The organism is Mycolicibacterium frederiksbergense (assembly GCF_012223425.1).
In the GTDB taxonomy this organism is placed as follows: domain Bacteria; phylum Actinomycetota; class Actinomycetes; order Mycobacteriales; family Mycobacteriaceae; genus Mycobacterium; species Mycobacterium frederiksbergense.
The window spans coordinates 4317063-4338558 of the sequence record NZ_CP038799.1 but is presented as its reverse complement, the minus strand read 5'-3'; the positions used below and the strand labels follow the sequence as shown (position 1 = coordinate 4338558).

General features: G+C 67.5%; 23 protein-coding genes. 10 read left to right on the top strand and 13 right to left on the bottom strand.

The window, feature by feature from the left end:
• Positions 1–35 precede the first annotated feature (35 nt).
• Genes EXE63_RS24105 through EXE63_RS24095 form a run of 3 tightly spaced genes read right to left on the bottom strand, consistent with a single transcriptional unit; the run spans position 36 to position 3464 of the window.
• On the bottom strand, positions 36–977 hold the full coding sequence (locus EXE63_RS24105) for a 3-carboxyethylcatechol 2,3-dioxygenase (RefSeq protein WP_168144011.1): 942 nt from the start codon (positions 975–977) through the stop codon (positions 36–38).
• On the bottom strand, positions 931–2601 hold the full coding sequence (locus EXE63_RS24100) for a bifunctional 3-(3-hydroxy-phenyl)propionate/3-hydroxycinnamic acid hydroxylase (protein WP_168144010.1): 1671 nt from the start codon (positions 2599–2601) through the stop codon (positions 931–933). Before EXE63_RS24100 ends, EXE63_RS24105 begins: the two co-directional genes overlap by 47 nt.
• Complete coding sequence (locus EXE63_RS24095; RefSeq protein ID WP_168144009.1) at positions 2598–3464, bottom strand: alpha/beta fold hydrolase; 867 nt, start codon at positions 3462–3464, stop codon at positions 2598–2600. The genes EXE63_RS24100 and EXE63_RS24095 overlap by 4 nt, the downstream gene beginning before the upstream one ends.
• A 111-nt stretch (positions 3465–3575) precedes the next feature.
• Here EXE63_RS24095 and EXE63_RS24090 point away from each other — a divergent pair, with 111 nt between their 5' ends.
• Both EXE63_RS24090 and EXE63_RS24085 read left to right on the top strand, forming a co-directional pair.
• Positions 3576–4310, top strand: coding sequence for an IclR family transcriptional regulator (locus EXE63_RS24090; RefSeq protein ID WP_168144008.1), 735 nt, complete (start codon positions 3576–3578; stop codon positions 4308–4310).
• 17 nt (positions 4311–4327) lie between these two features.
• Positions 4328–5953 carry an FAD-dependent oxidoreductase gene (locus tag EXE63_RS24085; protein ID WP_372513227.1) on the top strand — a complete coding sequence of 542 codons (1626 nt, stop codon included), beginning with the start codon at positions 4328–4330 and terminating at the stop codon, positions 5951–5953.
• Positions 5954–6005: 52 nt separating this feature from the next.
• Here the strand turns inward: EXE63_RS24085 and EXE63_RS24080 are convergent, their stop codons facing one another.
• The 5 genes from EXE63_RS24080 to EXE63_RS33635 all read right to left on the bottom strand — a co-directional run bounded on the left by EXE63_RS24080 (position 6006) and on the right by EXE63_RS33635 (position 9677).
• Positions 6006–6914, bottom strand: a complete 909-nt coding sequence (locus EXE63_RS24080; protein ID WP_168144007.1) for an enoyl-CoA hydratase — start codon at positions 6912–6914, stop codon at positions 6006–6008.
• A 47-nt stretch (positions 6915–6961) separates the two neighbouring features.
• On the bottom strand, positions 6962–8107 hold the full coding sequence (locus EXE63_RS24075; protein ID WP_168144006.1) for a thiolase family protein: 1146 nt from the start codon (positions 8105–8107) through the stop codon (positions 6962–6964).
• Positions 8104–8532, bottom strand: coding sequence for a Zn-ribbon domain-containing OB-fold protein (locus tag EXE63_RS24070; protein WP_168144005.1), 429 nt, complete (start codon positions 8530–8532; stop codon positions 8104–8106). The genes EXE63_RS24075 and EXE63_RS24070 overlap by 4 nt, the downstream gene beginning before the upstream one ends.
• Before the next feature lie 78 nt (positions 8533–8610).
• On the bottom strand, positions 8611–9489 hold the full coding sequence (locus EXE63_RS24065) for an ArgK/MeaB family GTPase (RefSeq protein WP_168144004.1): 879 nt from the start codon (positions 9487–9489) through the stop codon (positions 8611–8613).
• Between the two features lie 11 nt (positions 9490–9500).
• Entirely contained in the window at positions 9501–9677 is a 177-nt protein-coding gene (locus tag EXE63_RS33635; RefSeq protein ID WP_372513226.1) for a 3-oxoadipyl-CoA thiolase, read from the bottom strand.
• Between the two features lie 78 nt (positions 9678–9755).
• Here EXE63_RS33635 and EXE63_RS24055 point away from each other — a divergent pair, with 78 nt between their 5' ends.
• Positions 9756–10520: an SDR family oxidoreductase gene (locus EXE63_RS24055; protein WP_168144003.1), complete on the top strand. Its 765-nt coding sequence runs from the start codon at positions 9756–9758 to the stop codon at positions 10518–10520.
• A 107-nt stretch (positions 10521–10627) separates the two neighbouring features.
• Positions 10628–11317: an SDR family oxidoreductase gene (locus tag EXE63_RS24050; protein ID WP_234904635.1), complete on the top strand. Its 690-nt coding sequence runs from the start codon at positions 10628–10630 to the stop codon at positions 11315–11317.
• On the opposite strand, the gene EXE63_RS24045 is transcribed toward EXE63_RS24050, so the two are convergent.
• A complete protein-coding gene (locus EXE63_RS24045; protein WP_168144001.1) occupies positions 11314–12675 on the bottom strand; it encodes a class I adenylate-forming enzyme family protein in 1362 nt (453 codons plus the stop codon). The two genes, EXE63_RS24050 and EXE63_RS24045, sit on opposite strands and share 4 nt — an antisense overlap.
• Positions 12676–12747: 72 nt before the next feature.
• Between EXE63_RS24045 and EXE63_RS24040 the strand changes: the two genes are divergently transcribed.
• Positions 12748–13044 carry a 2Fe-2S iron-sulfur cluster-binding protein gene (locus EXE63_RS24040; protein WP_168144000.1) on the top strand — a complete coding sequence of 99 codons (297 nt, stop codon included), beginning with the start codon at positions 12748–12750 and terminating at the stop codon, positions 13042–13044.
• Here EXE63_RS24040 and EXE63_RS24035 read toward each other — a convergent pair.
• The 4 genes from EXE63_RS24035 to EXE63_RS24020 are packed head-to-tail and all read right to left on the bottom strand — an operon-like array spanning position 13032 to position 17012.
• Positions 13032–14027 carry a CaiB/BaiF CoA transferase family protein gene (locus EXE63_RS24035; RefSeq protein WP_234904634.1) on the bottom strand — a complete coding sequence of 332 codons (996 nt, stop codon included), beginning with the start codon at positions 14025–14027 and terminating at the stop codon, positions 13032–13034. The two genes, EXE63_RS24040 and EXE63_RS24035, sit on opposite strands and share 13 nt — an antisense overlap.
• Before the next feature lie 41 nt (positions 14028–14068).
• Positions 14069–15025 (bottom strand): LLM class F420-dependent oxidoreductase, encoded by a 957-nt coding sequence (locus EXE63_RS24030; protein ID WP_168143998.1) that lies wholly within the window; start codon positions 15023–15025, stop codon positions 14069–14071.
• Positions 15025–15423 carry a cobalamin B12-binding domain-containing protein gene (locus EXE63_RS24025; protein ID WP_168143997.1) on the bottom strand — a complete coding sequence of 133 codons (399 nt, stop codon included), beginning with the start codon at positions 15421–15423 and terminating at the stop codon, positions 15025–15027. The genes EXE63_RS24030 and EXE63_RS24025 overlap by 1 nt, the downstream gene beginning before the upstream one ends.
• Positions 15423–17012: a methylmalonyl-CoA mutase family protein gene (locus EXE63_RS24020; RefSeq protein WP_168143996.1), complete on the bottom strand. Its 1590-nt coding sequence runs from the start codon at positions 17010–17012 to the stop codon at positions 15423–15425. The genes EXE63_RS24025 and EXE63_RS24020 overlap by 1 nt, the downstream gene beginning before the upstream one ends.
• Positions 17013–17232: 220 nt before the next feature.
• On the opposite strand from EXE63_RS24020, the gene EXE63_RS24015 reads away from it, so the two are divergent.
• From EXE63_RS24015 to EXE63_RS23995, 5 genes are all read left to right on the top strand, one after another.
• On the top strand, positions 17233–18069 hold the full coding sequence (locus tag EXE63_RS24015) for an SDR family oxidoreductase (protein ID WP_168143995.1): 837 nt from the start codon (positions 17233–17235) through the stop codon (positions 18067–18069).
• Entirely contained in the window at positions 18066–19559 is a 1494-nt protein-coding gene (locus EXE63_RS24010) for a class I adenylate-forming enzyme family protein (RefSeq protein WP_168143994.1), read from the top strand. The genes EXE63_RS24015 and EXE63_RS24010 overlap by 4 nt, the downstream gene beginning before the upstream one ends.
• Positions 19556–19858: a hypothetical protein gene (locus tag EXE63_RS24005; protein ID WP_168143993.1), complete on the top strand. Its 303-nt coding sequence runs from the start codon at positions 19556–19558 to the stop codon at positions 19856–19858. Before EXE63_RS24010 ends, EXE63_RS24005 begins: the two co-directional genes overlap by 4 nt.
• Before the next feature lie 26 nt (positions 19859–19884).
• Positions 19885–20784 (top strand): DUF1295 domain-containing protein, encoded by a 900-nt coding sequence (locus EXE63_RS24000; RefSeq protein WP_209999934.1) that lies wholly within the window; start codon positions 19885–19887, stop codon positions 20782–20784.
• Between the two features lie 85 nt (positions 20785–20869).
• The gene (locus EXE63_RS23995; RefSeq protein WP_168143992.1) at positions 20870–21448 is read left to right on the top strand and encodes a TetR/AcrR family transcriptional regulator; all 579 of its coding nucleotides are present in this window, start codon (positions 20870–20872) and stop codon (positions 21446–21448) included.
• Positions 21449–21496: the final 48 nt, after the last annotated feature.

Genomic DNA, 21496 nt, shown 5'->3' with positions numbered 1-21496 from the left:
GACCAGGACGTCGACGGTGTGGTCGTACTGGTTGTTCACGCGGGTACCGCCGTCCGGATCGCGAATCCCGCGATCAGCTCGGGAGCAGCGCGGTAGTAGCGCTGCTGCGTCTGGTAGTTGCCCTGGGCTGACATCGCGGCGAAAGCCGCCACCCAGGTGCGGATCTCGTGTGCCGAATTGCCGGCCTCGCGCGCGATCCACTCGTTGCTCCAGCCATCCACCTCGGACAGCCGGTTGGTGTCGATCAGATCCAGCAGCGCGTGATCCCAGTCCGGGTTCAGCGGCCGCAGCGGGCTCTGCCCGTGCGCGAACTCATGCGCGGCGGCGATCACCGCGTCCTGCCGGGCCGCCCGGCCTTCCGGGGACATCGGCGCCCCACCGACGATCCGGGCCAGCGCCGCGGGCGGCGCGGTGGCCAGCGTTGGCACCGGCGGATCGTGGGACAGCCCACCGGATCCGACGACGAGTACCCGCTTGCCCAGAGTGCCGAGATACTCACCCAGGGCGGTGCCGAGGGCCCGAGTGCGTTTCAGCGGGCCGAGCGGGGTGGCCACCGAGTTGATGAAGACCGGGATGACCGGTCGCGAGGCCGCATCGCCGAACAGCACTTCCAATGGCTGCACCGTGCCGTGATCGACGTCCATGGCCGCCGACAGCGACACGTCGACCCCGGATTCCCAGGCCGCCGCGGCCATCTCGTTGGCGAGCGAGGCGGGGACGTCGAGCGGTCCGGCGTAGGTGCCGTAGTCGCCGACCCCGGTGGCGGCGCCACCGATACAGAACGGTGGCATCAGCCGGTAGAAGAAGCCGTTGTAGTGGTCCGGGGAGAAGATGACCACGAGCTCGGGATCGAAGTCGGTCACGAAGGCGCGAGCCCTCGCGAGCTGGGCGTTGATGTCCTCGAGCAACTCCGCAGAGGGCCCCGGCAAGTTAAGCAGGGGGCTGTGCGACATGCAGCACAGGGCGATCTGGGACATGGGTTTCACCTCCCGCGGTGAGGCAGAGGACAGCGAATAGTTTGCTGCTGGTCTCGTCGGACAACTGGGCCAGGCAGGCCGCCGCGATGCACCGGTCCGGCCGGATGAACAGCACCGACTCGGCGTGTGCATCGAAGAATTTCTTCAGTGCGCCGGTCCGGTCGCCGACGATGGTGACGTCGGGGTCGTCGTGTCCGGTCCAGTGCAGCTGGGTGTTGGGCCGGGCCTCGACGAGGGCGGCGCCCAGTTTCTTCCAGCGCGCGAAGGTCGCGTCGCCGAGCAGGGCGCGTGGATTGTTGTTCCAGGCCAGCACGGCGAACCCGGTCCCGAGCACCTCGTCGAGCAGGATGTTCTGGGTATCGCGGGTATCCACGTTGGGCTGGATGAACAGCGTGCCTGCCGGTGGCATCGCCGACGACGACTCGGTGTGCACCACCGCCCCGGTGTCGTAGCGCGGCATGGGTTTGAACCGCATCTCCAGCACGTAGCGCTTCAGCGTCGGAACCACCGATGCGGCGCGGATCACCTTGTCCCGCAGGGTCGCGATGCGCGGATCGGTCGGCGAGATGACCCGGCCCACCAGGGTGGACAGGTCGATCATCGCCCGGGCGTGCTTGCGGCGTTCGGCGTCGTAGCTGTCCAGCAGTCCGTCTCCGGCATCACCGTTGACCACTGCGGCGAGCTTCCAGCCGAGGTTGGCGGCATCGCGGATCCCGCTGTTGTAGCCCTGGCCCTGCCACACCGGCATCAGGTGGGCGGCGTCCCCGCCCAGCAGCATGCGGCCCGTGCGGAAGGCCCCGGCGATCCGGGAGTGATGGGTGTAGACCCGGTGCCGGATGATGTCGACCCGGTCGGGGTGCGGCACGAACGGTGCCAGCATGCGCGCGATGAACTCGGGCTTCTCGACCTGCTCGTCGGTCTCATCGGCGTGAATCATGAACTCGAAGCGCCGAATTCCGTGCGCGATCGAGATGGAGGCGTACGGCCGGTGCGGGTCGGCGCCGACCTCGCTGTTGGGATGACCGAGGGGGTCGGAGGCGAGGTCGACGACCAGCCAGCGCGTCGCCGAGGTGGTGCCCTCGAACGAGACACCCATCAGGTGCCGGGTGGCGCTGCGTCCACCGTCGCACCCGACGACGTACTGCGCCCGCAGGCTCACCGGATCGCCGGCGGCCAGCAGGTCGGCGGTGACACCGTCATCGTCGGCCACACACGTCTCCATCCGGGTGCCCCACCGCACCTCGACATGGTCGAAACGTTGTAGCCCCCGCAGCAATTCGGCGTCGACGAGCGGCTGGACGAATCCGTTGCGCTTGGGCCACCCGAACCGGGCGTCCGGCGGCGCCATCTCGGCGAGTAGACGACGTTTGCCGTCGAAGAAGCGCAGGATCTGGTTCGGCACGGTATGCGGCAGGATCTGCTCGACGAGGCCGATGGACTGGAAGGTGCGCAACGATTCGTCATCGAGTCCGACGCCACGGGGATAGTCGATGAGGGTGTCGCGTTCTTCCACGATGACGGTCCGAACACCCTGTAGGCCAAGGATGTTCGCCAGTGTCAGCCCGACGGGTCCGGCGCCGACGATCAGGATGTCGACCTGTTCGGTGGCGCGGCCGTCGGTCATGAACGCCCCAGCAGGAAGTCGATGTGCAGGCGATCGAAGGTCTTGGCGTCCTCGTACTGCGGCCAGTGACCGCAGCCGGGCATCACCTCGAAGCGCGCCCCCGGGATCATCTCCGAGATGCGTCTGCCCTCGCTGACGTCCGCGGTGGGATCGTCACTGGTCCACAGCACCAGGGTGGGCGCCGTGATGGCGCCGTACTCGGCGGGCCCGAGCAGGTTGCGGGCCCGGATCTCGGGATCCTGCAGCGCCATGATGTTGCTCATCGCGGCGACGAAACCCGGCTGCTGGTAGACCTTCTGACGGCTGGCGACGATATCGTCGTACCCCTTGGACTTGTCGGCCATCAGCCATGTGATGCGGGCCTGCACGGTGTCCCAGTCGGGGTTCTCCGCGGCGGCCATGGACAGCGTGATGATTCGCTTCATGACCTCGGGATCGGCCTGCGAGCCACCGGCGGTATTGAGCACCAGTCGCTCGATTCGCTCCGGGTGATCGGCGGCCGCGCGGGCGGCCACCCAGCCGCCAAGGGACTCTCCGGACAGGTACACCTTGTCGGCGCCGATGGCGTCGAAGACCGCCAGCAGGTGGTCGACATAGTGCGCGACCTCGAGCGGGTGTCCGGGCTTGTCGGTGTAGCCGTGACCGAGCATGTCGATCGACCACGTCGAGAAATGCTCGGCGTGCGCTTCCAGATTGCGCACGTAGGCCTCGGCGTGTCCCCCCGAGCCGTGCAACAGCACCAGGGCCGGCTTGCTCGGGTCGCCGGCGTGCAGGTAGCGGGTGCGCACACCCCGCGCATCGAGGTAGCCCTGGGTGAACGAAACGCCCTGGAGATCACTCCAGACGCTTTCGTGGACGGACATCCCGCTCCTCACCGATCCCGCTCTTGCGGAAATCTCATTCTCGGTTGTGCGCAATCATATGTGCTAATATCGAACATTAATGTGCAATATCCATAGAGCATCACTCTCGCGATGACGTCTGTCAAGGGACTCGACCCGAGCTCAGAGCCACGGTCGGACGCGCCGGACACCGTGCGCCCGGTCGCCGGTTCACAGACCCTGGCCAGGGGGCTTTCCGCCCTGCAGGCCGTGTCCAGCGCACCCACCGGAGTCACCGCGGCCGAGGTCGCCGACTTCGTCGGCGTACACCGCACCATCGCCTACCGCCTTCTGAGCACCCTGGCTCAGGCCCGGTTCATCACGAAGGGCTCCGACGGCAAATACCGGCCGGCAGCGGCACTCGCCGTACTCGGCGCGTCCTTCGACAACAACGTGCGCCAGCTCAGCGTCCCGACACTGCGCCTGCTGGCCGACGACCTGGGCACCACGGTGTCGTTGCTGGTCGCCGAGGGCGATCAACAGGTCGCCATCGCCGTCATCGTGCCGACGCTGGTCTTCTACCAGTTGTCTTTCCATGAGGGCAGCCGCCATCCGCTGGAGCGGGGCGCGGCCGGCGCGGCACTGCTGGCCAGCATGCCGCCCCGGCCCGGTGAGCGTGAGATCGTGCGTCAGGCGCGCGAGCAGGGCTGGGTCATCACCCATGGCGAGGTCGAGCCGGACACCTACGGCCTGGCCGTCCCGGTACGCCGCCGACGGCCCTCCCCGCCCACCTGCATCAACCTGATCTCGCACCGCGAGGACGTCGTCCTCAACGGTCGGGACGCGGTGGTACGCGCGGCCAGGCAACTCTCCGACATCCTCAGCTGACAGGAAGGACTGTGGCAGTGCCCGATTCAGAGATCGAATGGACTTCCGAGGTCGACGTCGTCGTCCTCGGCAGCGGCGGCGCCGGACTGGTCGCGGCGCTCACCGCCGCCACCAACGGAGCCCGTGTCGCGGTGTATGAGAAGGCGCCGACCGTGGGGGGCACCACAGCGGTATCCGGTGGTATCACCTGGATACCCGCCCACGACCGGCTCCCCGGCGCCGAGCTGTCGGTGCAGGACGCGCTGAAATACCTTGAGGCGCAATCCCTGGGCGCGATGGACCGCGACCTGGTCGAGACCTTCGTGCGCACCGGACCGGCCATGCTGGACTATCTGGAGCAGCACAGCGATCTACGATTCGAGATCGCCGAAGGCTTCCCCGATTACAAACCCGAACTGCCCGGCGGGCGCCCGGGCGGCGGCCGGTCGCTCAATGCCAAACCGTTCGATCTGGCCACCCTCGGTGCATGGCACGACCGCATCACGGCGTTTCCGCTGGACTTCAGCAATGTCGGTATCGACGCCGAGACCAAGGCACGCATTCACGCCACGGTGGACGATTCGCTGGCCGAACCGTGTGTCGCCGGCACCGCACTGATCGCGGGACTGCTCAAGGGGCTGCTGGACCTCGGCATCACCCCGGTCACCGACGCACGCGCCGTCGAACTGATCGGATCCGCTCAGGGCATAGCCGGCGTGCGGATCAACCACGGCGGCAGGGACATCGCGGTCCGGGCCCGTCGTGGGGTGATCCTGGGCACCGGTGGATTCGAGTGGGATCCCCAGCTTGTGGAGGCCTACCTGCGCGGGCCGATGCGCGGCGCGGTCTCACCGCCCAACAACACCGGCGACGGCCTGCGGATGGCCATGGCACACGGCGCCGATCTGGCGAACATGGGCGAAGCCTGGTGGGTGCCCATCGTGCAGATCCCCGGGGACACCCTGGGCGGGCAGCCCCGCAGCCGGAGCGTCCGGCTGGAACGGACCCGCCCGCGCAGCATCATCGTCAACCGGGCGGGCAAACGCTTCCTCAACGAGGCCGGCGAGTACAACTCGATGGCCGGTCCGTTCCACCACCTCGACCCCCGGTCCGGCTATCTCAACGATCCGGCCTGGATCGTCTTCGACGCGCAGCACCTCAAGCGCTACGGATTTCTCGGGGTGGATCCCGACGGGCCGGCGCCGGACTGGTTCCACGAATCTGCCACCCTCGATGATCTGGGCGCAAAGCTCGGCATCGACCCCGAAGGCCTCACCCGGACCGTCGACGCCTGGAACACCAACGTCGCCGACGAGAACGATCCCGACTTCGGCCGTGGCGCAAGCGCATACGACGGATACTGGGGTGACCCCTCGGCGGCGACCCCGGCACTACAGACCCTGGGCCCGCTGGACACCGCCCCGTTCTACGCGGTGCCGGTGGCAGTCGGCGCGATGGGGACCAAGGGCGGTCCGCGCACCGACCGTGACGGCCGCGTCCTGCATGTCAGCGGGAAGGTCATCCCCGGGCTGTTCGCCGCAGGCAACGCGATGGCCGGGGTGACCGGGAAGGCCTACGGCGGCGCGGGCGGCACGCTGGGGCCGGCCATGACCTTCGGCTACCGCAGCGGGTACGCCGCCGCCACCGGCGAATCCCTCGAGTGATTTGTGGCGTTCTCGCCGGAATGGTTCCGACGAGAACGCCACAAATCGCAAGCTAGGGCTGGTCTTTGACCGCAGCCTTCGGCGGGCCGGCGGTCTTCCAGTCCTCAAGGCCGTCCTCGACCAGTCCGACCGGGAACTTGTTCTCGTGCACCTGTGCCCAGTGGCTGTGGTTCAGTTCGTGCAGGGTGAAGCAGGCGTTCAGCGAGTTGTAGAACCCCTGGTTGTCCTGGGTCTGGTTCACCGACTCCTTGACCAGCAGCGCCGCCATGGTCGGCACCTTGGCGATGCGGCGGGCGAATTCGACCGTCTTGTCGGCCAATTCGTCGACCGGGAAGATCTTGGACACCATCCCTAGCGCGTGGCCCTCTTCCACCGAGAGCGTGTCCCCGGTGAGCATCAGCTCCTTGGTTTTGCGGGCGCCGAATTCCCAAGGGTGCGCGAAGTATTCGACGCCGCACATGCCGAGCCGAGTGCCGACGACGTCGGTGAAGCGAGTGTTGTCGGCGGCGACGATCAGGTCGCAGGACCACATGAGCATCAGTGCCGCCGCGTAGACGTCACCATGTACCGAGGCGATGGTGATCTTGCGCAGATTGCGCCAGCGCCGGGTGTTCTCGAAGTAGTGATGCCACTCCTGCAGCATCAGGCTCTCCGCGCCGTGGCGCGTCCCGCCGTTCACCGCGAAGCTGGGGTGCTGATCGGGCCCCGGGGTGTACTCGGCGCGCTGCACCTTCGACCCGACATCGTGTCCGGCCGAGAACATCGGGCCGTTGCCGCCGAGAATGACCACACGCACGGTGTCGTCTGCCTCGGCGCGCAGGAACGCCTCATGTAGCTCCACCAGCATGCCGCGGTTCTGCGCGTTGCGCGCCTCCGGCCGGTTCAGCATGATCCGGGCGATGGTGCCCTCGTCGAGGGTTTCGTATGTCACGAAGCGGTATTCAGGAGTTTGGTCAGCCATGAATCGCACTCTATTCCTTTGAGAACGCCGTTACTGCGCCGGGCACACTACAGCGAGAGGATGGTCGCCGACGCGGTGCCGGGCGCCCCGTACACCTGTGCCAGGCCCACCCGCGGGCTGCCGGGGACCTGACGCTCCCCCGCCTCGCCCCGCAGCTGCCGGACCAGTTCGTGCATCTGGCGCAGGCCCGAGGCACCGATCGGCTCTCCGTTGGCGATGAGACCACCGTCGGTGTTGACCGGGATCGAACCATTGATCTCGGTGGCTCCGTCTATCAGCAACTTTTCCTGCTCACCGTCGGCGCACAGCCCGGTCTCGGCCATGTGGATGACCTCGGCGCCGGCGTCGGTGTCCTGCAATTGCGCGATGTCGACGTCTTCGGGCCCGATGCCGGCGGCCTCATAGGCCGCCTTGGCCGCGAACACCGTCGGTGAAGGATCCTCGTCCAGTGGCGCCGAGGTGGCGTGCACCTCGTAGGCGCCGAAGGTGCGGGTACGAATCTCACTGGCCCGCACGTACACCGGCTTGTCGGTGTACTTGTGGGCGATGTCGGCGCGGCACATGATGACCGCGGCCGCGCCCTCGTCGGGGGCGCAGAACATGTACTGACGCAGCGGGTAGTTCAGCACCGGTGAGGCCATGATCTCCTCGACGGAGATCTCCTTGCGCCGAAACGCATTCGGGTTCAGCACGCCGTTACGGAAGTTCTTGTTGGCCACCCGTGCCAGCGTCTCCTCGGAGATGCCGTGCTTGTTGATGTAGTGGTTGGCCTTGATACCGAAGAACTTCGTGGTCACGAACTGGCCGTTGTTGGCGTACCACTGAGGCAGCGCGAGCTTGGCCGGGTCGTCGGTGAAGGCGCCGCGCGGATGCTTGTCCAGGCCGATCGCGATACCGATGTCGTACTTGCCCAACCGGATGGTGTCGGCGGTCTGCTGGATGGCGCTGGCCGAGGTGGCGCAGGCGTTGAAGACGTTGGTGAAGGTGATGCCGGTGAGTCCGACCAGGCGCGTGACGGCGTCGGGGTTGGACACCTCGTAGCTGCCGCCGAACCCGAACTGGATGTCCTTCCATTCCAGCTTCGCATCCGCCAGCGCGCTGGTGATCGCCTCGGCGCCCATCTCCATCGCGGTCTTGTCGAACCGGCCGAAGGGATGGATTCCGACGCCGATGATCGCTACATCGTTGCTCATGCCTTGGTCTCCTCAACGGGCTTGAACCAGAAGGTGACGAGCTCGTCGCCGTCGGCATCGGTGGCGAACGGCGCCATGGTCAGTTCGACCTCCATGCCGAATTCCAGCTTGGCGGGGTCGTTTTCGGTGAGCCGACCCTCCACGCGAATCAGATCACCCAGTTGCACGAGGCCGACACCGAACGGCACGAAGTCCTTGCCGGTCGGTCCCGCATAGGGCGCTCCCGGCGGGAACCCCTGCGTGGTCCAGGCCACGACGGTGCCGCGGCGCGGCAGCAGCAGGTCCGACATCTCGGCCTTGCTGCACCTGGGGCAGCGCAGCTGACGCGGGAACGTCGTCGCGGAACACGCGCCACACCGGCTGCCGATGAGTTGCGGGTTCTCATCGGGCCAGGTGGAGATCTCGGGGGCAAGCGCCTTCTGCATCAGGCTCCTCGGCTACCTGTAGAAGAATGTGTTGACGAATTCGTACAATATCATTTCTCGAAAGTGGAAACTACATTCTCATCGAGGTTTGACCTGCGCACCATCGAGCAACCGCGTGGTCGCGGCGTAGACATCGAGGGCGCCGCCGGCCACCTGCCCGGCCAGTTCGTCGAGACCGGGATCGGACTGCAGCGCACTCTGGGCCAGCGACAGAATCTGCAGCCGTGCCCGGATCGCCCGGCGCTCGGGGGTATCGGATCGGTGGTGGGCGTCGATCGCGGCGACAAGCTCCTCGATGCCCACGTTCTGCGACGCGATGATCTTGAGAATCGGCAGACCGGTCTCGATGTGCAGGTCCCTGGCGGTCTGATCGGCGCCGTCACGATCGGCCTTGTTGACCACGATGATGTCGGCGATCTCCAGCAGTCCCGCCTTGGCGGCCTGGATCGCGTCACCGGCCCCCGGATTGAGGATGGCCACCGTCGGGTCGGCGACGGCGGCGATCTCGATCTCCGACTGACCGACCCCGACCGTCTCCAGCACGACGATGTCGTAGTGCAACGCCGCGAGCAACCGGATCGCCGCGGGCACCGCGGCGGCCAGCCCGCCCAGGTGCCCGCGGGTGGCCACCGAACGGATCATCACGTCCGGATCGTTGATGTGGGCGGCCATCCGGATCCGGTCGCCGAGCAGCGCTCCCCCGCTATAGGGCGAGGACGGGTCGACGGCGAGCACCGCCACCCGCAAGCCGCCGGCCCGGTACGCCGAGACGAGTACCGCGACGGTGGTGGACTTTCCCGCACCCGGTGGCCCGGTGATCCCGACGGTGCGCACCGCAGATGCGGGCAGCACCGCCAGCACGTCGTCTCGGCGGTCGCTCTCGACCAGGCTCAGCAGCCTGCCTGCAGCCCGCTGCGATCCGCCGCGCGCGGCGTCGAGGAGTTCCTGGATGTCCATCGACTGCGACTTTATGGCGCGACCTCCTTGACCGTGGCCGTACCCATGCCGCGACCCGCACACAACGGGGCCGCCTTGATACCACCTCCGCGCCTGCGCGGTTCATGTTCCAGGGTGACGCGCAGCGTGCCCTCCTTGGCGGTGCCGATCGCGGCGCGCGGTGCGGAGCCGATCCCGGCCTCAGACATCGAAACTGCCCCTTTCACACTGGAATGAGAATGTTATTCTCACAGTCCGAGAGTGCCAGTTGCAAGAAGGAGAAGTGAATGGACATCGCCGGTAGCTCCGCGCTCGTCGTAGGTGGCGCAGGAGGCCTGGGGGAAGCGACGGTCCGCCGACTGCACGCCGCAGGCGCCAAAGTGGTGGTCGCGGACCTGGCCGACGAGAAGGGGCCCAAGCTCGCCGACGAACTCGGCGTGAAGTACATCCGTACCGATGCCACCTCCGAGGAATCGGTCAACGCCGCCATCGCGGAGGCCGAAGCCCTTGCCCCGCTGCGTATCTCGGTGGACACCCACGGCGGTCCGGCGGCCGGCGGCCGGCTCATCGGCAAGGACGGCTCACCGCACGGGCTGGAGGGGTTCGAGACGACGGTCAAGTTCTATCTGACCGCGGTGTTCAATGTGATGCGGCTGGCCGCGGCGGCCATCGCCCGCACCGAACCGCTGGTAGAGGGCGGCCGCGGCGTCATCGTGAACACCGCATCCATCGCCGGCTACGAGGGACAGATCGGCCAGCTGGCCTACGCCGCCGCCAAGGGTGGCGTGCTCGGTATGACGCTGGTGGCCGCACGCGACCTGTCCCCGTTGGGAATCCGCGTCAACACCATCGCCCCCGGCACCATCAACACCCCGGCCTACGGCAAGGCCGCCGACCAGCTGGAACAGTACTGGGGTCCGCAGATCCCGTTCCCCAAGCGGATGGGCCGCTCGACCGAGTACGCCCAACTCGCCCAGAGCATCATCGAGAACGATTACCTCAACGGCGAGATCATCCGTCTCGACGGAGGACTGCGGTTCCCGCCCAAGTGAGCTGGCTCGGTGGGCAGGGGGCACCTCCCGCTTGCGGGGGAGAGCGCAGCGACCCGGGAAGTGAACTTGCCGGGAAGACGGCGTTCGTCGCCGGCGCCAGCCGCGGCATCGGCGCCACCATCGCCCACGCGCTCGCCGCAGCGGGCGCGTCGGTGGCCGTAGCGGCCCGGTCCGAACAGCCCGCCAAGTTGCCCGGCACCATCGGCTCGGTCGCGGAGTCGATCCGCGCGCAGGGCGGCAGGGCGCTGGCCGTCCCCTGTGACGTCACCAGCGAAGCGTCGGTCGATGACGCTGTCGCCGCTGCTGTTTCGGAGTTCGGCGGGATCGACATCCTGGTCGCCAACGCGGGTGTGCTGTGGCTGGGACCGGTCGAATCGACACCGCTGAAACGCTGGCAGCTGTGCCTGGACGTCAACCTGACCGGCGTCTTCCTGGTAACCAAGGCGGTGATCCCGCACGTGCGGGCCCGCGGCGGCGGATCGCTGATGGCCATCACCACCACCGGTGTCGGGATGCCCGGCGCGAACGCCTACTGGGTGTCCAAGGCCGCCGCCGAGCGGCTCTATCTGGGGCTGGCCGACGATCTACGCCCGGACAACATCGCGGTGAACTGCCTGAGCCCATCCCGGGTCGTGCTCACCGAGGGCTGGCAGGCCGGTGGGGGCGGATTCGAGGTCCCGCCGGAGATGGTCGAACCGCCCGAAGCAATGGGGCGCGCCGCGGTACTGCTCGCCGCGCAGGATGCCAGTGGGATCACCGGCACCGTGCAGCGTTCCGAGGAGCTGACCGCGGATTAGCCGTGCTGGTCACGCAGCACCCGCCGTAACACCTTCCCCGACGGCAATCGCGGGATGGCGTCGACGAAGACCACCCGGCTGGGGCGTTTGTAGGAGGACAGCCGCGCAACCACCAGGGCGATCAATTCCTGTTCCGTGACCGGTTTTCCGGTGGCGACGGCCGCAACCACCGCCTCGCCGTTGACTGCGTCGGGGACGCCGAACACCGCGCAGTCCTCGACAGCCGGATGTCCGTGCAGCACCGCCTCCACCTCCGCGGGTGCCACCTGGAAGCCGCGCACCTTGATCATCTCCTTGAGCCGGTCGGTGATCCGCAGCCAGCCCTCGCCGTCCAGTTCGCCGATGTCGCCGGTGCGGTACCACCCGTCGTCGAACGCGTCCGCCGTCGCGTCGTCGGGCAGATAGCCGGCCATCGCCGACTCCGAGCGCACCTGGATCTCACCGCTCTCGGCGATCCGCACCGCCACACCGGGCACCGGTTTGCCCACGGTGTCCAAACGTGCGTCGCCGATCGGGCAGCAGGCGATGACCGGCAACTCGCTGGCGCCGTAGGCCGACACCCACGGCACCCCTACCCGCTCGGTGACGGTGTCGGCGACGCTCTTGGTAACCGGCGTCGCGCACCACATGATGTAGCGCAGCGATGACAGGTCGTAATTCTCCAGGTCCGGATGCGCGGCGATGGCCAAAGCGATGGGTGCGACGGCCATTTCGATGGTGATGCGGTCGTCCTGGATATGGGTCAGCATCCGGTCGACGTCGAAGCGCGGATGCAGGCGCATCCAGGCACCGGTGTCGAGAATCGTGGCGATGTTGAGCAAACCCAGGATGTGCGAGGGCGGCGTCATGATCTGCATGCGATCGACGGCCGTGAGTTCCAGCGCGGTCCGCCAGTGCCGCACCGCTGCGGCGAACGCCGCGTGGGTGTGCCGCACGGCCTTGGGCATGCCCGTCGTTCCGGAGCTGAACACGAAGAGCGCATCGGCCTCGGGTGACACCGGTTCCCATGTGCCGCCGGCCGGTGTGATCGGCTCGTCCAAGTGCAGCATCGGGATCAGTTCGGAGAGCAACGAGGCGTCCCCGACCCCCAGCACCGGTGTCGTCAGCTCCAGCGCATGGGCCACCTCGGCGTGTTTCCATGCCGAGCTCAACAGCACCACCGCCGCGCCCAGGCGCCAGATCGCCCGCAGCGCAACGACGAACTCGGGACGGTTGGACGACATCAGGGCGACCCGGTCACCGGTGCGCACACCGCGCGCCGCGAGCGTGGCGGCCATCGCGTCGGACAGCGCATCCAGCTCGGCCATGGTGTACTGACGGTCCCCGAAAGCCAGGACCGGATCGTTCTTCGCAGGCATCAACCGACTACCTTATCCGCAACGGAGAATGTTATTCTCCTTTTATCAGAATCCGACGCCCAGGAGAGCTTGATGACGGCCGAACCAGTGCCCGCCGACGAAGTGACGATCCTGCTCGACGGTGCCCGCACGACGGCACTGCCGGTCGCGGGCGAGACACTGCTGGAGACGGCCCGGCGCGCCGGCCTGACTCCCCCGTTCGCCTGCGAAGCCGGTAACTGCGGCACCTGCATCGCCAAGCTCACCGAGGGCACCGCGACCATGAAGGTCAACGACGCACTCGACGATGACGAGGTCGAAGAGGGCTACGTGCTGACGTGTCAGGCGATCCCGGACCCGGGCCCGCTGACGGTCGATTACGACGACTGAGGGGCAGCGTCGAACACCGGTGCCGGCCGGTACTCCGGTTCGAACCCCTGCACCCGGATCGGGCTGCCCACCAGTCGGAAATCACCCGCGGTGACCACCATCTCCGGAGTGTCCTCCAAGGCCTCCGGCAGCGAGCGCACCGCTGCGGCGGGGATACCGAGCGGCTTGAGCCGGATCTCCCAGTTCACCGCGGTGTCGGAAGCCAGCGCGGCCGAGACCAGCGCCAGGACATCCTCGCGTGCCGCCGCCCGTTCGACCATGGTCTCGAAGCCGGCGATTCCCGCTTCACCCGCGAACGACCGCCAGAAACCGTCGTGGGTGATGAACAGCGCGAGATGGCCTTCGGCGGTCGGAAACAGCTGTGCGGGGACATAATAGGAGTGCGCACCGAACGGGTAGCGCCTCGGTTCGGCACCGTCGTTCAGGTAGGCAGCGGCCCGGTAGTTCAGCTGCGACAGCATGACATCTCGCAGGCACACATCGACCTGCCCGCCGTGGCCGGACACAATCTTGGCGAGCAGGCCCAACGCGGCGGTCAGACCGGTCGAGTTGTCTGCCGCCGAGTAGCCGGGCAGCGTGGGTGGCCCCTCGGGGTCACCCGTCATCGCCGCCACTCCGGTCGCGGCCTGGATGACGTAGTCGAACGCCGGGTCGTCCCCGCCGTGCAGGCCGTATCCGGTCAGCGCGACGCACACGATCTTCTCGTTGTACCGGCGCAGGTTCTCATATGTCAGGCCGAGCTTCTTGATCGCCGACGGCTTCATGTTGACCAGCAGCGCGTGCGAATCGGCCACCAGCTCACCGAGTCTGGCGCGCCCGTCGGTGGACGCCAGGTCCAGGCAGACGCTGCGCTTGTTGCGGTTGAGGCTGGCGAAGTAGCTGTCACTGACCTGCCGGGAGATCTCGCCGCCGGGTGGTTCGACCTTGATGACCTCGGCGCCCAGGTCGGCGAGCAGCATGGTGGCGTACGGGCCGGCCAGCATGACGCCGACCTCGATGATGCGGATGCCTGCCAGCGGGCCGGTCACGAGACCTGCTTGGCGAGTTCGGCGATCACCTCACGGGTGCGGTACTTCGACGCGATCAACTCGTCACGGTTATCGCCGATCGGCAGCAGCCGCACCGACAGGTCGGTGACACCGGCATCGGCGAAGGCTTTGAACCGCTTGAGAATCGACTCTTCGTCACCGGCGGCGCAGAGATCGCCGACAGTGCGGGCATCGCCACGGTCGAGCAGCCGCTGATAGTTGGGTGAGGTCTCGGCCTCGGCCAGGATGCGGTTGGCCCGGTCCTTGGCCTCGTCGATCTCGGAGTTCGCGCACAGCGTGACCGGGATGCCGGCCACGATGCGCGGTGCGGGCTTGCCCGCACCGGCGGCGGCCTTGTTGATCTTCGGGGCGATGTGCTCGCCGATGGCCTTCTCGTCGGCCATCCACAGCGAGGTCCCGTCGGCGTGCTCGCCGGCGATCTGCAGCATCACCGGGCCGAGCGCAGCGACCAGGACCGGCATCGGCGTTGCGGCGCCAAGTGCGGTCGGGTTGTGCACCGTGAAGGTGTCGTTCTCGACGTCCACCGGCCCGGGCCCGGAGATCGCGGCGTTGAACACCTGCAGATAGTCGCGGGTGTAGGCCGCGGGCTTGTCATACGGCAGGCCCAGCATGTCCCGGATGATCCAGTGATGCGACGGCCCGACGCCTAGCGCCAGGCGACCGTTCGATATGGCGTGCACCGAAAGCGCTTGGCGGGCCAGCGCGATGGGATGCTGCGCCTGCAGCGGCACCACAGCGGTGCCGAGTTCGATGCGGGTGCTGTGCGAGGCCATCAGCGCGACCATCGTCAGCAGGTCGAAGTCGTCGGGCACCTGCGGCATCCACGCGGTGGCCAGCCCGGCCGTATCGGCCCATTCGATATCGGAGATCAGCTTGCTGACCTTGCGCGCCATATCGCCGCGCTCGGCGCCGATCATCACGCCCAGCCGCATCAGCCGGCCACCTTCTCGGTCAGCGCCCGCACGTCGGTCACCAGCTTCTCCAACGACGTCCCGGTCGGGAACACCGCGGCGGCACCGGCATCCAACAGCTTCTGCACATCGGACTCCGGGATGGTGCCACCGACCACGACGGCGATGTCGCCGGCATCGGCGGCGCGCAGCGCGTCGACGGTGCGGGTGGTCATGGCGACGTGGGCGCCGGAGAGTATCGATAGGCCCACCAGGGCAACGTCCTCCTGCAGCGCGATGGAAACGATGTCCTCGATGCGCTGACGGATGCCGGTGTAGATGACCTCGAACCCGGCGTCGCGCAGGGTGCGCGCGACGATCTTGGCGCCCCGGTCGTGGCCGTCGAGGCCGGGCTTGGCGACCAGCACGCGTGTCGCCATCAGAACACCACCGGCTGCTGGAACTCGCCCCACACGGCCTTGAGCGTCGAAACCATTTCGCCCACCGTGCAATACGCTCCTGCGCAGTCGATCAGATTGTGCATCAGGTTGGCGTCTCCCTCGGCTGCCCGGGCCAGCGCGGCCAGGGCCTCTTTCACAGCGACATCGTCGCGCTCGGCCTTGACCTTGGCCAGCCGCGCGAGCTGTTTGTCCCGGCCCTCGGCGTCGAGTTCGTAGGTGGCCAGATCGGGTGCCGGCTCGTCGACGACGAACGTGTTCACGCCCACGACGGGCCGGACACCCGATTCGACTTCCTGGTGGATCTTGTAGGCCTCGTCGGCGATCAGGCCCTGCAGATACCCGTCCTCGATGCAGCGCACCATGCCGCCGTGCTGCTCGAGATCGTGCATGATCTCGATGATCTTCTCTTCGGTGGCGTCGGTGAGCGCCTCGACGAAGTACGAACCGCCCAGCGGGTCAGCCACTTTCGTCACCCCGGTCTCGTACGCCAGGATCTGCTGGGTGCGCAGTGCCAGCGTCGCGGACTCCTCGCTGGGCAGGGCGAACGGTTCGTCCCACGCGGCGGTGAACATCGACTGCACCCCGCCGAGCACCGAGGCCATCGCCTCATAGGCGACGCGCACCAGGTTGTTCTGGGCCTGCGGCGCGTACAGCGACGCCCCGCCCGACACGCAACCGAACCGGAACATCGCGGCCTTGTCGGTGGTGGCGCCGTAACGCTCGCGCACGATGGTGGCCCACCGCCGCCGTCCCGCCCGGTACTTGGCGATCTCCTCGAAGAAGTCGCCGTGGGTGTAGAAGAAGAAGGAGATCTGCGGGGCGAACTTGTCGATGGTCATACGGCCACGCTCGATGACCGTGTCGCAGTAGGTGACCCCGTCGGCCAGGGTGAAGGCCATCTCCTGGACGGCGTTGGCGCCGGCGTCGCGGAAATGTGCACCGGCCACCGAGATCGCGTTGAACCGCGGCACCTCGGCGGCACAGAACTCGATGGTGTCGGCGATCAATCGCAGCGACGGCTCGGGCGGCCAGATCCAGGTGCCGCGCGAGGCGTACTCCTTGAGGATGTCGTTCTGGATGGTGCCGGTGAGCATCCGTCGCGGCACACCCTTCTTCTCCGCGGCGGCGACATAGAACGCCAGCAGGATCGCGGCCGTGCCGTTGATGGTGAAACTGGTGCTGATCTTGTCCAGCGGGATGCTGTCGAACAGGATCTCGGCGTCGGCCAGGGTGTCCACGGCAACACCCACGCGGCCGACTTCCTCGCCGTACTCCGGGTCGTCGCTGTCGTAGCCGCACTGGGTGGGCAGATCCAGCGCCACCGAAAGCCCGGTGCCACCCTGGCCGAGGAGGTACCGGTAGCGCTCGTTGGACTCTTCGGCGGTGCCGAACCCGGAGTACTGCCGGAAGGTCCAGGTCTTGCCCCGGTATCCCGAGGCGAAGTTTCCGCGCGTGAACGGGTAGTCACCCGGCGCAGGCGGATCTCCCGCACGGTCAGCGGGACCGTACACGGGGGCCAGGGGAATACCCGAGGGTGTCGCTACCGGGGAGTCGGATTGGTCGTTCATCACTGGATAACGTACTTGCTCAAAATGAGAATGCCAATACCGCTGTCTGAAAACATGCACTGTGAGGGCCTGCCAGGCACACAAGACGGCCCGTGGTCCGCACGTCGACAACACCCCGGCGACACGTCGTGCCTGGACATGAGCGATTATGACACTTGCTGAAAATGAGAATGCCAATACCATCAGGGGAAGCAAGACCCCTTCCGTATGAGGAGTCAGTATGTCCAGCGAGCAACGTCCGCTTGCCGATCGCACCCTGGTGGTCTCCGGCGGCAGCCGCGGTATCGGGCTGGCCATCGCGCTAGGCGCCGCCAAGCGGGGCGCCAATGTGGTGCTGTTGGCCAAGACCGCCGAGCCTCACCCGAAGCTGCCGGGCACCGTGCACACCGCGGTCGCCGACGTCGAGGCCGTCGGCGCCAAGGCGGTGGCCGTGGTCGGTGATGTCCGCAAGGAAGAAGACGTCGCGCGGGCCATCGACACTGCAGTACAGACCTTCGGCGGCGTCGACATCGTCATCAACAACGCCAGCGCGATCGCCACCGAGCCCACCGAGGCGCTGGCGGCCAAGAAGTTCGATCTCATGATGGACATCAACGTGCGCGGCACGTTCCTGCTCACCAAGGCCGCGCTGCCGCACCTGCGGCAGTCCGCAGAAGCGCATGTCATCACCTTGGCGCCGCCGCTGAATCTGAACCCCTATTGGCTGGGCGCGCACCCCGTCTACACCGTGTCCAAGTACGGGATGACGCTGCTGTCGCTGGGCTGGGCGCAGGAGTACCAAGAGTCCGGGATCGGGTTCAGCTGCCTGTGGCCACAGACCTATATCGCGACATCGGCGGTGACGAACCTGGCCGACGGCGACCACCTGGCTTCTTCGTCGCGCAGCCCGGAGATCATGGCCGACGCCGCGGTTCAGATCCTCACCGGGCCGGCCAAGGACGCCAACGGCCAGACCTTCATCGACGCCGACGTGCTGGCCGGTGCCGGAATCACCGACCTGTCCCGTTATGGCGGTGGCGACGATCCCATCTGGGATATCTTCGTGGACAAGTCATGAGTATCTCGCTGCTGTTGGAGATGGCATCCTCGACCGATCCGGACCGCACAGCGGTCGTGTCGGGCGATCTGCGGCTGAGCGCCGGCGAACTGAGCGATCTCGCCGACGGCGGCGCCGGTGTGGTGGCCGCCTCGGGCGCCCAGCATGTCGCCTATGTCGGCGCCGGAGGCGCCCTGCTGCCGCTGCTGCTGTTCGCCTCGGCGCGCGCCGGGGTGCCCGTGACCCCGTTGAACTACCGATTGAGCGCCGACGGCCTGCGAGCCTTGATCGCCCGGCTGCCGGATCCCCTGGTCGTGGTCGATGACGAGTACCGCGACGCCGTCGGCGACGAGTTCCGGGTGATGGGGTCCGCGGAGTTCCTGGCGGCGGCCCGCACCGCCGAACCCGCCGCCCAGTTCCCCGATCCGGACTCGGTGGGCGTCGTGCTGTTCACCTCGGGCACCACCTCGGCACCGAAAGCCGTTGAGCTCACTCATAACAACCTCACCAGCTATATCACCGGCACGGTCGAGTTCGCCTCGGCCGAGCCCGGTGACGCCGCGCTGATCTGCGTTCCGCCTTATCACATCGCGGGTGTCTCGGCGGCACTGTCGAACCTGTACGCCGGCCGCAAGATGGTGTACCTGACCCAGTTCGACGCCCGGGAATGGGTGGGCCTCGTCGAGTCCGAGGGCGTCACCTCGGCCACGGTGGTGCCGACCATGCTGGACCGCATCGTCACCGTCCTGGAATCCCAGAACACCGCACTTCCGACGCTGCGCACGCTGGCCTACGGCGGGTCCAAGGTCGCACTTCCCCTGGTGCGCAAGGCTCTTGAACTGCTACCCGCGGTCGGCTTCGTCAACGCCTACGGCCTCACCGAGACCAGTTCGACGATCGCCGTACTGACCCCCGACGATCACCGGGTCGCCCTGGGCTCCGATGACGCCGCGGTCGCCAGGCGACTCGGCTCGGTCGGCCAACCGGTGCCCAGCATCGAGGTGCAGATCCGCGCCGAGGACGGAACCGTCCTGGGCGCAGGCGAAACCGGGGAACTGTACGTGCGCGGCGAACAGGTGTCCGGGCGCTACACCGGTATCGGTTCGGTGCTCGACGAACAGGGTTGGTTCCCCACCAAGGACGTGGCCACCCTCGACGAGGACGGTTACCTCTACATCGGCGGACGCTCCGATGACACCATCATCCGCGGTGGGGAGAACATTGCGCCCGCCGAGATCGAGGACGTGCTCGTCGAGCACCCACAGGTGCGCGAGTGCGCGGTGGTGGGTCCCGAGGATCCCGAATGGGGGCAGATCATCGTCGCGGTCGTGGTCCCCGCGGCCGGCACCGAGCCGCAACCCGATGAGCTCCGGGAGTTCGTCCGCGCGCAGCTGCGCGGATCCCGCACCCCGGACCGGGTCGTCTTCCGTGACGAGTTGCCCACCAACGCGACCGGCAAGGTGCTGCGCCGCGAACTCGTCAGCGAATTGAACGCAAAGGAGCCCGCATGATCAAGAACGGCACCCGCCTGCAGAGTCAGGTGTGCGACACCCAGGTCATCGTGGTGCGCGCCTCCGAGGGTCTGGACGACCTGCGCGCCGGTGGCGCACCGCTGATCCCCGTCGGTGAGACTGCCGCCGAGGGCCTGACGCTGGATCCCGCTCTGTCGGAAGGCAATCTGATGGGTAAGCGCTACGTCGACGACAGCGGCGCGGAGATCCTGGTGACCAAGGCCGGCGCGGGCACGCTCAGCATCGGCACCACACCCCTGGCGATCAAGGAAGCAAAGCCGCTGCCTGCCAGCGACTGAGTCGAGAGCCTGGTTAGGCTCCGAGGATGACGACCATCAGCAAGGCGCGCTCGCTGGGCGTGGTGACCGTGGCCTACGTCGTCGCCATCGCAGTGGCGGTGGCGTGGCTGTGGCTGGGCCCCAGCACCGATCGACTGTGGCTGGACACCCTGATCGCCGATCTGCTGGCCACCGTGGCGATCTTCGCCTTCAGCCGGGTGTACCGGAATTCCAGCTTCTACGACGCCTATTGGAGTGTCATCCCGCCGCTGTTGTTGTTCTACTGGTGGTATCGCAGTACCGATGTCGACCTGTTGCGCGTCTGGCTCATCACCATCGTGGTGCTGCTGTGGGCGATCCGGCTGACCGCGAACTGGGTGTATGCGTTCCCGGGGCTGCACCACGAGGACTGGCGCTACCCGATGTTCAAGCAGCGCGCCGGCCGCTTCGAGATCCTCGCCGACCTGGTCGCCATCCATCTGATCCCGACACTGCAGGTCTTCCTGGCCATGGTGCCGGTGTACGTCGCGGTGACCCGGCCGGGACCCGGACTGGTGTGGCTGGCCTGGATCGCGTTCGTGGTGGGGCTGGCCGCGGTGACGCTGGAACTCGTCGCCGATGTGCAGATGCACCGCTTCGTCGCGGAGCGCCGCACCGGCGAAGCCATGGACCGTGGTCTGTGGAGTTGGTCGCGGCATCCGAACTACTTCGGGGAGTTCAGCTTCTGGGCGGCGCTGGCCCTCTTCGGGATCGCGGCGGCGCCGGCGGACTGGTGGTGGCTGATTCTCGGTGCGCTCGCCATTCTGGCGATGTTCCTCGGGGCGAGCATCCCGATGATGGAGGAACGCAGCCTGGCACGCCGTCCCGCCTATCAGGACGTGGTGGACCGCGTCTCACGGTTCGTGCCGTGGCCCCCGAAACGCGAAAGCGCGCCCCGCTCGGCGTGACCCCCGACGGCACGCGCGATCGCGGCGCCATCCGGATGGACCCGAGATGGGCCGCCCCACCTAGCCGACCGGCTACGCTGGCCGCGTGAGCATCGAGGGCAGGCTGGCGCCGACCACCTACAGCGCCGCGCAGACCCGTGTCATCACCGCCGCCCTGGACCTGTTCGGCGCACACGGTGTCAGCGGCACCTCGCTGCAGATGATCGCCGATGCCATCGGTGTCACGAAAGCCGCTGTCTACCACCAGTTCAAGAGCAAGGACGAGGTCGTCATCGCGGTCGCTGAAACCGAGCTGGCCGCGCTCCAGGACGCCCTGGACGCCGCGGAAGCAGAAGCCGACCAGGTGGCCGCCCGCGAAGTGCTGCTCACCCGGGTGGTCGATATGGCCGTCACCCGCCGCCAGCTCACCGGTGTGCTGCAGTTCGACCCGGTGGTGGTGCGACTGCTGGCCGAGCACCGACCCTTCGCGCAGTTCATCGAGCGGCTGTATCAGGTCCTGCTCGGCGGCGGCGTCGGTGTCGAGGCCCGGGTCAACGCGGCGGTCATGTCCGGGGCGCTCAGCGCGGCGGTGATGCACCCGCTGGTCACCGACGTCGACGACGACACCCTGCGGGCCCAGATCCTCAAGGTCACCCGGCGCATCCTGGACCTGCCTCAGGCGTGACGGCTCGTCACTCCCCCGTCGACCACCAGGTAGGTACCGGTGATGAAC

Excerpts from the sequence above, each read along its gene's own strand:
- EXE63_RS24030 (WP_168143998.1), bottom strand. The coding sequence starts at position 15,025 with ATGCGGCTGGGCGTGATGATCGGCGCCGAGCGCGGCGATATGGCGCGC.
- EXE63_RS24010 (WP_168143994.1), top strand. The coding sequence starts at position 18,066 with ATGAGTATCTCGCTGCTGTTGGAGATGGCATCCTCGACCGATCCGGAC.
- EXE63_RS24045 (WP_168144001.1), bottom strand. The coding sequence starts at position 12,675 with ATGCCTGCGAAGAACGATCCGGTCCTGGCTTTCGGGGACCGTCAGTAC.
- EXE63_RS24025 (WP_168143997.1), bottom strand. The coding sequence starts at position 15,423 with ATGGCGACACGCGTGCTGGTCGCCAAGCCCGGCCTCGACGGCCACGAC.
- EXE63_RS24015 (WP_168143995.1), top strand. The coding sequence starts at position 17,233 with ATGTCCAGCGAGCAACGTCCGCTTGCCGATCGCACCCTGGTGGTCTCC.
- EXE63_RS24055 (WP_168144003.1), top strand. The coding sequence starts at position 9,756 with ATGGACATCGCCGGTAGCTCCGCGCTCGTCGTAGGTGGCGCAGGAGGC.
- EXE63_RS33635 (WP_372513226.1), bottom strand. The coding sequence starts at position 9,677 with ATGTCTGAGGCCGGGATCGGCTCCGCACCGCGCGCCGCGATCGGCACC.
- EXE63_RS24065 (WP_168144004.1), bottom strand. The coding sequence starts at position 9,489 with ATGGACATCCAGGAACTCCTCGACGCCGCGCGCGGCGGATCGCAGCGG.
- EXE63_RS24080 (WP_168144007.1), bottom strand. The coding sequence starts at position 6,914 with ATGGCTGACCAAACTCCTGAATACCGCTTCGTGACATACGAAACCCTC.
- EXE63_RS24090 (WP_168144008.1), top strand. The coding sequence starts at position 3,576 with ATGACGTCTGTCAAGGGACTCGACCCGAGCTCAGAGCCACGGTCGGAC.
- EXE63_RS24035 (WP_234904634.1), bottom strand. The coding sequence starts at position 14,027 with ATGCTGGCCGGCCCGTACGCCACCATGCTGCTCGCCGACCTGGGCGCC.
- EXE63_RS24105 (WP_168144011.1), bottom strand. The coding sequence starts at position 977 with ATGTCCCAGATCGCCCTGTGCTGCATGTCGCACAGCCCCCTGCTTAAC.
- EXE63_RS24070 (WP_168144005.1), bottom strand. The coding sequence starts at position 8,532 with ATGCAGAAGGCGCTTGCCCCCGAGATCTCCACCTGGCCCGATGAGAAC.
- EXE63_RS24100 (WP_168144010.1), bottom strand. The coding sequence starts at position 2,601 with ATGACCGACGGCCGCGCCACCGAACAGGTCGACATCCTGATCGTCGGC.
- EXE63_RS24000 (WP_209999934.1), top strand. The coding sequence starts at position 19,885 with ATGACGACCATCAGCAAGGCGCGCTCGCTGGGCGTGGTGACCGTGGCC.
- EXE63_RS24020 (WP_168143996.1), bottom strand. The coding sequence starts at position 17,012 with ATGAACGACCAATCCGACTCCCCGGTAGCGACACCCTCGGGTATTCCC.
- EXE63_RS24075 (WP_168144006.1), bottom strand. The coding sequence starts at position 8,107 with ATGAGCAACGATGTAGCGATCATCGGCGTCGGAATCCATCCCTTCGGC.
- EXE63_RS24095 (WP_168144009.1), bottom strand. The coding sequence starts at position 3,464 with ATGTCCGTCCACGAAAGCGTCTGGAGTGATCTCCAGGGCGTTTCGTTC.
- EXE63_RS24040 (WP_168144000.1), top strand. The coding sequence starts at position 12,748 with ATGACGGCCGAACCAGTGCCCGCCGACGAAGTGACGATCCTGCTCGAC.
- EXE63_RS24005 (WP_168143993.1), top strand. The coding sequence starts at position 19,556 with ATGATCAAGAACGGCACCCGCCTGCAGAGTCAGGTGTGCGACACCCAG.